Origin of the sequence: Pseudoxanthomonas suwonensis, assembly GCF_010093235.1 — a bacterium.
Taxonomy (GTDB): Bacteria; Pseudomonadota; Gammaproteobacteria; order Xanthomonadales; family Xanthomonadaceae; genus Pseudoxanthomonas; species Pseudoxanthomonas suwonensis.
In genome coordinates, this window is sequence record NZ_PDWP01000011.1 from 100,782 (window position 1) to 110,452 (window position 9,671).

General features: G+C 70.3%; 8 protein-coding genes. 5 read left to right on the plus strand and 3 right to left on the minus strand.

Going from position 1 to position 9,671, the window contains the following annotated elements:
• The first annotated feature begins 87 nt into the window (after positions 1 to 87).
• Genes yajC through secF form a run of 3 tightly spaced genes read left to right on the plus strand, consistent with a single transcriptional unit; the run spans position 88 to position 3,305 of the window.
• Positions 88 to 426, plus strand: a complete 339-nt coding sequence (gene yajC / locus CSC68_RS07150) for a preprotein translocase subunit YajC (protein ID WP_162202825.1) — start codon at positions 88 to 90, stop codon at positions 424 to 426.
• Positions 427 to 484: 58 nt separating this feature from the next.
• Positions 485 to 2,326, plus strand: coding sequence for a protein translocase subunit SecD (gene secD, locus CSC68_RS07155; protein WP_162202826.1), 1,842 nt, complete (start codon positions 485 to 487; stop codon positions 2,324 to 2,326).
• 16 nt (positions 2,327 to 2,342) lie between these two features.
• Positions 2,343 to 3,305, plus strand: a complete 963-nt coding sequence (gene secF / locus CSC68_RS07160) for a protein translocase subunit SecF (RefSeq protein ID WP_162202827.1) — start codon at positions 2,343 to 2,345, stop codon at positions 3,303 to 3,305.
• 293 nt (positions 3,306 to 3,598) lie between these two features.
• Here secF and CSC68_RS07165 read toward each other — a convergent pair whose 3' ends face one another.
• Positions 3,599 to 4,423 carry an inositol monophosphatase family protein gene (locus CSC68_RS07165; protein WP_162202828.1) on the minus strand — a complete coding sequence of 275 codons (825 nt, stop codon included), beginning with the start codon at positions 4,421 to 4,423 and terminating at the stop codon, positions 3,599 to 3,601.
• 92 nt (positions 4,424 to 4,515) lie between these two features.
• Here CSC68_RS07165 and CSC68_RS07170 point away from each other — a divergent pair, with 92 nt between their 5' ends.
• Positions 4,516 to 5,319 (plus strand): RNA methyltransferase, encoded by an 804-nt coding sequence (locus CSC68_RS07170; protein WP_162202829.1) that lies wholly within the window; start codon positions 4,516 to 4,518, stop codon positions 5,317 to 5,319.
• Positions 5,320 to 5,535: 216 nt separating this feature from the next.
• A complete protein-coding gene (locus tag CSC68_RS07175) occupies positions 5,536 to 7,653 on the plus strand; it encodes a putative bifunctional diguanylate cyclase/phosphodiesterase (protein WP_162202830.1) in 2,118 nt (705 codons plus the stop codon).
• Between the two features lie 4 nt (positions 7,654 to 7,657).
• Here the strand turns inward: CSC68_RS07175 and CSC68_RS07180 are convergent, their stop codons facing one another.
• The gene (locus CSC68_RS07180) at positions 7,658 to 8,305 is read right to left on the minus strand and encodes an exopolysaccharide biosynthesis protein (protein ID WP_162202831.1); all 648 of its coding nucleotides are present in this window, start codon (positions 8,303 to 8,305) and stop codon (positions 7,658 to 7,660) included.
• Entirely contained in the window at positions 8,289 to 9,599 is a 1,311-nt protein-coding gene (locus CSC68_RS07185; protein WP_162202842.1) for a hemolysin family protein, read from the minus strand. Before CSC68_RS07185 ends, CSC68_RS07180 begins: the two co-directional genes overlap by 17 nt.
• Positions 9,600 to 9,671: the final 72 nt, after the last annotated feature.

Sequence of the window (9,671 nt, forward strand, 5' to 3'; positions counted from 1 at the left end):
GGAAGGGTCCCAGTTCCGTTGCAATGGGGGCCGGGCGCCCCTATGGCATAATCCACGGCTATTTTCAGCCTAGACCAGGAACCACCAATGAGCCTTCTCGCCACCCTGAGCCCGACCGCCATCATCGCCGCGGCCCCCGCGCCGCAGGGCGGCGGCTTCGGCATGCTGCTGTTCCCGATCATCCTGATCGCGATCATGTACTTCCTGATGATCCGCCCGCAGATGAAGCGGCAGAAGGAGCACCAGGCCATGCTGGGCAAGCTGCAGCGCGGCGACGAAGTGCTGACCAACAGCGGCATCGCCGGCGTGGTCACCGAGATCGGCGAGAACTTCGTCACCGTCGAGATCGCCGACAACGTGCGCATCCGCGTGCAGAAGGCCGCCATCGGCAACGTCCTGCCCAAGGGCACCCTGAAGGGCGCCTGATCCCTCCGTTCCACCATTGAGCGTGGTCCCGCGGGGCGGGGCCGCGCGGGGTCCCGCAATGCTCGAGTTTCCCCGCTGGAAATACCTGGTCATCCTGGTCGTGCTGGCGGTCAGCGCGCTGTACGCGCTGCCCAACGTCTACCAGAGCGACTACGCCGTGCAGATCACCGGCAACCGCGGCGCCGCGCTGGACCAGGCGCTGGAAGGCCGCGTCTCCGGGGCGCTGGCCGCCGCCGGCGTGACGCCCAAGTCGGTCGCGGTCGAGGGCGACAACCTGATGGTCCGCCTGGCCGATGCCGACGCCCAGACCCAGGCGGCCGACGCCCTGCGCGGCAGCCTGGGCGAGAACTACACCGTCGCCCTGAACCTGGCCTCCAACGTGCCGGACTGGCTCGACCGCATCGGCGCCCGGCCGATGGTGCTGGGCCTGGACCTGCAGGGCGGCGTGCACTTCGTGCTGCAGGTCGACCAGAAGGCCGCGCTGGAGAAGCGCGTGGACGCCTATGCCGAGGACGTGCGGGTGACCCTGCGCGACCGCCGCATCCGCTACACCGGGGTCGACCGCCGCCCCGACCACACCATCGTGGTCAACCTGGGCAGCGGCGCCGATCCGGAGCAGGCCCGCACCGTGCTGGCCCAGGCCATGCCGACGATGTCCGTCGGCGTGCAGGGCAACCGCCTGGTGGTGCGCATCCCGGAAACGGAGCTCAACCAGATCGCCGGCTCGGCGATCGAGCAGAACATCGCCACCCTGCGCAACCGCGTCAACGAGCTGGGCGTGGCCGAGCCGATCATCCAGCGCCAGGGCGAGGAGCGCATCGTGGTGCAGCTGCCCGGCGTGCAGGACACCGCCGAGGCCAAGCGCATGATCGGCGCCACCGCCACCCTGGAGTACCGGGCGGTGGTCGAGGGCAACGCGGCCGACGCGCTGGCCACCGGCCGTATCCCGCCGGAGGCCAAGGTGTATTACCGCCGTGACGGCTCGCCGGTGCTGTTGAGCAAGCGCGTGATCGTCACCGGCGACCAGATGGTGGCCGCGCAGAGCTCGGTGGACCAGAACGGCCTGCCGGCGGTCAGCGTGACCCTCAACAACGTCGGCGGCGACCGCATGTTCGACTTCACCAGCGCCAACGTCGGCAAGCCGATGGCGGTGGTGTACACCGAGCGTATCCCGCAGGTGTCCATGGTCAATGGCGAGGAGGTGCGCAGCTTCCGGGTCAAGGAGGAAGTGATCTCCGTGGCCAACATCAACGGCGTGTTCGGCAAGAACTTCCAGACCACCGGCCTGGAGAAGACCGAGGCCGACGACCTGGCCAAGCTGCTGCGCGCCGGCTCGCTGGCCGCGCCGATGGACTTCGTCGAGGAGAAGATCGTCGGCCCCAGCCTGGGCAAGGAGAACGTGGAGCGCGGCGTGACCGCGGTGCTGTACGCGTTCCTGTTCACCCTGGTGTTCTTCGGCGTGTACTACCGCATGTTCGGCGTGCTCACCGGCATCGCGCTGCTGTTCAACCTGCTGATCGTGGTCGCGGTGATGTCGCTGTTCGGCGCCACCATGACCCTGCCGGGCTTCGCCGGCCTGGCCCTGTCGATCGGCCTGTCGGTGGACGCCAACGTGCTGATCAACGAGCGCATCCGCGAGGAGCTGCGCGCCGGCGTGCCGCCGAAGGCGGCGATCGCCAATGGCTACGAGAAGGCGTCCGGCACCATCTTCGACGCCAACCTCACCGGCATCCTCGCCGGCGTGGCCCTGTACGCCTTCGGCACCGGTCCGCTGAAGGGCTTCGCCGTGACCATGGTGATCGGCATCTTCGCCTCGATGTTCACCGCGATCACCGTGTCGCGTGCCCTGGCGGTACTGCTGTACAGCCGCCGCAAGAAGCTCAAGTCCCTGGCCGTCTGAGGGAAGGAACCAGCACATGAATATCTTCCCGCTTTCGTTCATTCCCCACGAGCCGCGCATCGACTTCATGAAGATGCGCTGGGTGGCGATCATCATCGCCGCGCTGCTGTTCGTCGGCTCCATCGCCGGCATCGTGAAGGGCTTCAACTACGCCCTGGACTTCACCGGCGGCACCGTGGTCGAGGTGCGCTTCGCCCAGTCCATGCCGGTCGACCAGGTGCGCGAGCGCCTGGCCGCCGCCGGCTACGAAGGCGCCCAGGTGCAGAGCTTCGGCAGCGGCAGCGACGTGCTGGTGCGCCTGCAGCCGCGCGACGGCGAGACCACCACTGATGCCAACAACCGCACCGCCCAGGAAGTGCTGGCGGCGGTAAGCACCGCGGAGAACCCGGCCACCCTGCTGCGTACCGAGTTCGTCGGTCCGCAGGTGGGCCGCGAGCTGGCCCTGAACGGCCTGTACGCGGCGATCTTCGTGGTGGTGGGCTTCCTGATCTACATCGGCTTCCGCTTCGAGTTCAAGTTCGCGGTGTCGGCCACCCTGACCACGATGTTCGACGTGCTGGTCGTGGCCGGTTACTTCGCCTGGAGCGGCCTGGACTTCGACCTGACCGTGCTGGCCGGCCTGCTGGCGGTGATGGGCTTCTCGATCAACGACACCATCGTGGTGTTCGACCGCGTGCGCGAGAACTTCCGCACCCTGCGCGCGGAGCCCAACGAGATCTTCAACCGCTCGATCAACCAGACCCTGTCGCGCACCATCATCACCTCGCTGGTGTTCTTCCTGTCGGTGCTGGCGCTGTACCTGTACGGTGGCGGCTCGCTGGAAGGCCTGGCCCTGAGCCAGATGATCGGCGCGGTCGTCGGCACCCTGTCCTCGATCTTCCTGGCCTGCCCGCTGCTGACCATCGGCTTCCTCAAGGTCACCAAGCAGGACCTGCTGCCCAAGGCCAAGGACGAGGAGGCGCTGGCGCGCCGCCCGTAACCGGCATCCGCAGCAGCCTCTGGTAAAGCCGCCTCCGGGCGGCTTTTCCTTTGCCCGAAAGCTGGGGAAAGGGCGGGGGGCTGGAGCTCGCCCGCGCGGTACGGCTGCGATCCCGGCCCCTCGCCCCAGCCCCCGTTCCGCGTTCTGCCGGCGCCGGGGTGCCGGCGCTCGATGGCATGCGCCGCGTGGCGCGCGAGCGATGCCACCCCGCCCCAAAGGGAAGAGGGGGCCAGAAGCCGGGCACAAAAAAAGCCGCCTACCCCGGAGGGGCGGGCGGCTTTCTTGGCCGATCTTCAGTCGAAGGCGGCGGCGTAGCCGGTGTTGACGACCAGCTTCTGCAGCTCGTCGGCGACGCGGACGTTGCCGGCGATGATCTGGCGGCCGTCGGGGCCGCGCTCGTCCATGCGCGCGGCGTTGGCGCCGCGGAAGTCGCACACCCGGCCACCGGCCTCGCGCACCAGCAGCACGCCGGCGGCGATGTCCCAGGCCTTCACGCCGGCCTCGAAATAGGCATCGAGGCGGCCGCAGGCCACGTAGGCCAGGTCCAGGGCGGCCGAACCGGTGCGGCGCACGTCCTCGGCGTGGGCCAGCAGTGCGTCCACGCACTTGAGCTGGGCGCTGGCACGGGCGCGCTCGCGCGGCGGGAAGCCGGTGCCGATGACGGTGCCGGACAGGTCCTTGCGGTCGGCCACGCGGATCTTCTTGTCGTTGAGCACCGCGCCGGCGCCGCGGCTGGCGGCGAACAGCTCGTTGCGCAGCGGGTCGAAGATCACCGCGTCGATCGGCTCGCCGTTGTCGACCAGGGCGATGGACACGCAGTAGTGCGGGAAGCCGCGCAGGTAGTTGCTGGTGCCGTCCAGCGGATCGATCACCCACTGGAAGCGCCCGTTGCGGCCGACGGTGTGGCCGCTTTCCTCGCCCAGGACGCCGTAATCCGGATAGGCACGGCGCAGTTCCTTCACGATCACCTTCTCGGCGTCGGCGTCGACCTCGCTGGCGTAGTCCATGCGCTGCTTCTGGACCACGTTGAGGGAGTCGAGGCGGTTGATGTTGCGCAGCAGGACGTTACCGCCCAGGCGCGCGGCCTTGACCATGACGTTGACGGCGGGGTTGAGCATGGCAAAGGCTCCCGGGAAAGGCTGTGGCGGACGGGCGAATTAAAAGAGCGTTCCGGCGCTCGTGGCCGGTCGCGCAGTTTACCATCTGCACCATGTCCGAATCCCCAATCCATCCTGATTCCCCGGCCGGACTGGCCGCGGCCAACATCCGCATCGTCCTGGTCGGCACGCAGCACCCGGGCAACATCGGCGCCGCGGCGCGCGCGATGAAGACCATGGGCCTGTCGCAGCTGGTCCTGGTCAGTCCGGAGAAACCCCTGGACGACACCGCCTACCGGCGCTCGGCCGGTGCCGAGGACGTGCTCGACCGCGCGCCGGTGCATGCCGCCCTGGCCGAGGCGGTGGCCGACTGCCGCATGGTGCTCGGCTGCACCGCGCGCAGCCGCCGGGTGCAGCTGGAGCAGCTGGAGCCGGACGCGGGGGCGCAGCGGGCGTTGCAGGCCACGGCCGAAGGCCCGGTGGCGATCGTGTTCGGCCGCGAGCGTACCGGCCTGACCAACGAGGAACTGCAGCTGTGCCACGCATCGGTCCACATCCCGTCGGACCCGGCATTCAGTTCACTGAACCTGGCCGCCGCGGTCCAGGTGCTGGCCTACGAGGTCCGGCTGGCGGTGCTGGCGGCCGATCCGGTGCCGGCAGAACCGCCGCCGCCGGATGCGCAGCCGGCGACCCACGAGCAGGTCGAGGGCTTCTTCGCCCAGCTGGCCGAGACCCTGGACGAGATCGATTTCCACAAGGGGCGGGCGCCGGATTCGGCCATGCGCAAGCTGCGCCGGCTGTTCCTGCGTACCGGCCTGACCGTGCACGAGGTGCGGCTGCTGCGCGGCGTGCTGGCCGACGCCCAGCGCATGGCCCGGCTGGCAGCCGCGGCGGGGAAGGGGCCGCTGTTGCCCTGAACGGCTTTCCGCTAGGCTTTGCCGGTCACAGGGGGACCAGACGTTGTCGAGCATGCGCATTCCGGTACCGGCCGCGCGCCGCGCGCTGCCGGGCGTAATCCCGTACGGCTCCGCGCCGGCCGTTGCGGTATCCGTCCCCAGGGGCGATTCTGCGGTGGTCGTGGTCGTGGTCGTGGTCGCGCCCGGCCGGCGCCCGATGCCTTGTCCGGAGGCTGAATGAAGCTGCGCATGGGCCTGCAGGCCAGGTTCCTGGCCTCGATGTCCCTGGTGCTGGTGGTGGTGCTGGTGCTGCTGGCGCTGCTGCTGCAGCGCCAGCAGGTCATGCGCCAGGAGTCGGAGGAGCTCAGCCGCGCGGCGATCCACGAGCTGATCGACGCCCACCTCCAGGCACGCGCGCGCACCCTGGCGATGCAGATGGCCACCAGCCTGGCCCGGCCGCTGGACGAGGCCGACCAAGAGGGCATCGACGTGCTGCTGCGCGAGCAGCGCCAGGACGGCCTGGTCCGCTACCTGCAGGTCATCGACGCGCACGGCCGCGTGGTCCAGGAGGCCGGCAGCGTGGACACGGGGCCGTTCCGGGCGATCGATCCGCCTGCCGGCGCGCCGCCGGTGGCCGAGGTGGTTGCCCGGCTGGACGACGACGTGTTCGAGGCGATCGCCCCGATCCGCCGCGACAACCGCCGCCTCGGCCAGGTGCGGGTCGGGCTGTCGCTGGAGGTGGCGCACCGCTTCGAGGAGCAGAACGTGCAGCGCCTGCGGGCGCGGGTGGACGAGCTGGCCCGGCGCCAGGGCGCCTGGGTCGCGCTGCTGCTGGGCCTGCTGCTGGCGGTGGTGCTGGGCATGGCCTGGTACGTGCAGCGCGTGCTGGTCCGCCCGATCCGCGACCTGGCCGCCTCGGCGCGGCGGATCGAGGCCGGCGACTACAGCGTCCAGGTGCAGGCCAGCGCCCGCGCCGACGAGCTGGGCGAGCTGGAGCGTGCGTTCAACCGCATGAGCGAGAGCATCGCCCGGCACGACCGCGAAGTGCGCCGGATCGCCTACACCGATCCGCTGACCGGATTGACCAACCGCCTGGCCTTCCGCGAGGCGCTGGAACAGCGGCTGGCGCAGGCGCGCGGGTCCGGGCGGCAGCTGGCGCTGCTGTTCGCCGACATCGACGATTTCAAGCGCGTCAACGACACGCTCGGCCACGAGGCCGGCGACGCGGCGCTGCTGCAGTTCGCCACCCGCATCCGCGAGGCGGTCGCCCGCCATGGCGGGCCGGACGCGCTGCTGGCGCGCTTCGGCGGGGACGAGTTCGTTGTCCTGGTCGAAGACGCGCAGGTGCGGCCGGTGGCCACGCGGCTTGCCGAGGTGCTGGTGGCCGAACTGCGCGATCCGCTGGACATCGAGGGGCGCCAGGTGTTCCTGGGTTCCTCGATCGGCATCACCCTGTTCCCGGATGACGCCTCCGGCGCCAGCGCGCTGATGAAGAACGGCGACATCGCCATGTACCAGGCCAAGACCGCGGGCAAGAACGGCTTCCGCTTCTACAGCCGGGCCATGGACCACGCGGTTGGGCGCCGCGCGCACCTGGAGCAGGAGCTGCGCGGCGCATGGGAGCGCGGCGAGGTCAGCGTGGTGTACCAGCCGATCTGCCGCACCAGCGACGGCAAGGTGGTCGGCGCCGAGGCGCTGCTGCGCTGGCAGCACCCCGAGCTGGGCACGATCGCGCCGTCGGCCTTCATCGACGTGGCCGAGCAGAGCGGCCTGATCGACCAGCTCGGCCCGCGCGTGCTGCGCCAGGCCTGCATGGAGGCGGCGCGCTGGGTGCGGGAGGGCGACCCGGAGCCTCCGTTCGTCTCGGTCAATGTCTCGCCGCGCCAGCTGCGCCACGGCGAGCTGCCGGACATCGTCGCCCAGTGCCTGCGCGAGTCCGGGCTGCCGGCCGGCTGCCTGCACCTGGAGCTGACCGAGACCGCGCTGATCAGCGACGAGCTGCAGGCCGGCGCGCTGCTCACCCGCCTGCATGGCAACGGGGTCAAGGTGTGGCTGGACGACTTCGGTACCGGCTTCTCCGGCCTGAGCCACCTGCGCCGGGTGCCGGTGGACGGGCTCAAGATCGACCGCAGCTTCATCGCCGACCTGCAACGCGACTCGGACGACCTGGCCCTGACCAGCGCGATCATCGCCATGGCCCATTCCCTGGGCATCACCGTGGTGGCCGAGGGCGTGGAGAAGCAGGCCCAGCTCGACCTGCTGGCCGAACGCGGCTGCGACCTGGTGCAGGGCTACTGGCTGGGCCATCCGCTGGGTGCGGACGAGCTGGCGGCGAAACTGGCCGGAAGGGACTAGACGTTCAGTCCTGGCGCAGGCCGCCGATCCAGTCGGCCAGCAGCTGCGCCAGCTCGCCGGACCCCAGCGCCATCACGGTGATCGTGGCGGCCGAGACGATCCACAGGGCCACCAGCAGCGCCCCGTCCCGTTCCAGCAGGGCCAGCGCGAACAGCAGGAGCAGCCCGGCGAAGATGTAGTTCGTCATCGGGATCGGCAGGGCCAGCAGCAGGCCCAGCACCGCCACCAGGGTCCCGGTCAGGGCGTTGGCCGCGCGGCTGCCGGCCAGGCCCTGCAGGCGCGGGCGCACCAGGTGCTCGAGCCTCCCCAGCCAGGGCGCGATGCGTTCCCGGAAGCGGTTGAGGGTGCGCCGCATCGGGCCGCGGCGGGCGACGAAGCGGGGCAGCCAGGGCCGCGACAGCCCGGCCACCAGCTGCAGGCCGATCAGCACCACCAGCGGGCCGGCGACCACGCCGGCGGCTCCGGGTACGGGGATGAAGCCCGGCAGGATCGACACGAACAGGAACATGCCGAAGGCGCTGCGCCCGAGGCCACCCAGCAGGTACTCCAGGCTCAGCAGTTCGTCGGGATCGCCCTGCGCGAACGTATCCAGCAGGCGCACGAGGCCGCTGCGGGGCGGGGTGGGGCCGGCGGGATCAGTCGGCGTGCCCATCGTCCCCGCCCGGCAGGCGGCTCAGCAGCAGCTTGTCGATGCGGGCGCCGTCCAGGTCCACCACCTCGATGCGCCAGCCGGCCCAGTCGAAGTGTTCGCCCACGTGCGGGATGCGGCCGAAGTGCGCGATGCACATGCCAGCCAGGGTGTGGTAGTCGCCTTCCTCGGTATCGGGCAGCGCCGCCCCGTCCATCAGCTCGCGCAGGTCCTCCGCGGGCAGGGCGCCGCCGACCAGCAGCGAGCCGTCGTCGCGGGTGACCACCAGCGCCTCGCCGTCGTTGTGCTCGACCGCCTGGAGCCGGCCCAGGACCGCGCCCATCACGTCGCTGACCGTGACCAGGCCCTGGATCTCGCCGTATTCGTCCACCACCAGCGCCATCGATTGCTGTTCCTCGCGGAAGATTTCCAGCAGCTTCATCGCATGGGTGGACTCTGACACGAACAGCGTGTGCCTGAGGTCGCGGAACAGGCCGCCGTCGATGCCGCCGGGGGTATGCACCAGCGACTTGACCTCGAGCACGCCGGCGACGTCCTCGTCGCTGCCGCGGTAGACCGGATAGCGCGAGAACCGGTGCTCGCGCATGGTCTGCAGGTTTTCATCCAGCGGCGCGTTCGCGTCCAGCCAGGCGATCCGGTTGCGCGGGGTCATCAGGCTGTCGGCGGTGCGGTCGCCCAGGCGCATGACCCGGTTCATCATGTCGCGCTCCTGCGCGTCGATCACGCCCTGCTCGTGGCTTTCGGCCACCAGCATGCGGATCTCCTCCTCGCTGATCGTGCTGACCTGGTCCTTGCCCAGGCCCACGGCGCGCAGCACCAGCCGGGTGCTCTGCGACAGCAGCCACACGAACGGGAAGGCGGCGCGCGCCAGCCAGCCCATGGGCATGGCCACGAAGCCGGCGATCCTCTCCGGCGCGGTGATCGCCAGGCGCTTGGGCACCAGCTCGCCGAAGATCAGCGTGAAATAGGTGATCAGGGCCACCGCCAGCAGCTTGCCGAGGCCGGCCGAGTACTGGCCCAGGGCGGGGAAGACCTTGTCCAGCCAGCCGCCGATGGCCAGGCCGATCGCCTCGCCGCCGAACAGGCCGGTGAGGATGCCGATCAGGGTGATCCCGATCTGCACCGTGGACAGGAAGTTCTCGGGCTTCTCCGCCAGCGACAGGGCACGGGCGGCGCGCTTGCTCGCCTGGGCCAGCTGCTTGAGCCGGCTCTTGCGCGAGGTCATCACCGACATCTCCGACATCGCGAAGAAGCCGTTGAGCAGGATGAGGGCGAAAACGATCAGCAGCTCAGCCACGCGGGCGTACCCCGCGGCGTGCATGGGAGGACTGCTGGATGGGCCGGGCCGTCAGGGCGCGGCCCATCCAGC

Bases quoted from the DNA above. Each gene is read 5' to 3' on its own strand.
- yajC (WP_162202825.1), top strand. From the start codon at position 88: ATGAGCCTTCTCGCCACCCTGAGCCCGACCGCCATCATCGCCGCGGCC.
- secD (WP_162202826.1), top strand. From the start codon at position 485: ATGCTCGAGTTTCCCCGCTGGAAATACCTGGTCATCCTGGTCGTGCTG.
- secF (WP_162202827.1), top strand. From the start codon at position 2,343: ATGAATATCTTCCCGCTTTCGTTCATTCCCCACGAGCCGCGCATCGAC.
- CSC68_RS07165 (WP_162202828.1), bottom strand. From the start codon at position 4,423: ATGCTCAACCCCGCCGTCAACGTCATGGTCAAGGCCGCGCGCCTGGGC.
- CSC68_RS07170 (WP_162202829.1), top strand. From the start codon at position 4,516: ATGTCCGAATCCCCAATCCATCCTGATTCCCCGGCCGGACTGGCCGCG.
- CSC68_RS07175 (WP_162202830.1), top strand. From the start codon at position 5,536: ATGAAGCTGCGCATGGGCCTGCAGGCCAGGTTCCTGGCCTCGATGTCC.
- CSC68_RS07180 (WP_162202831.1), bottom strand. From the start codon at position 8,305: ATGGGCACGCCGACTGATCCCGCCGGCCCCACCCCGCCCCGCAGCGGC.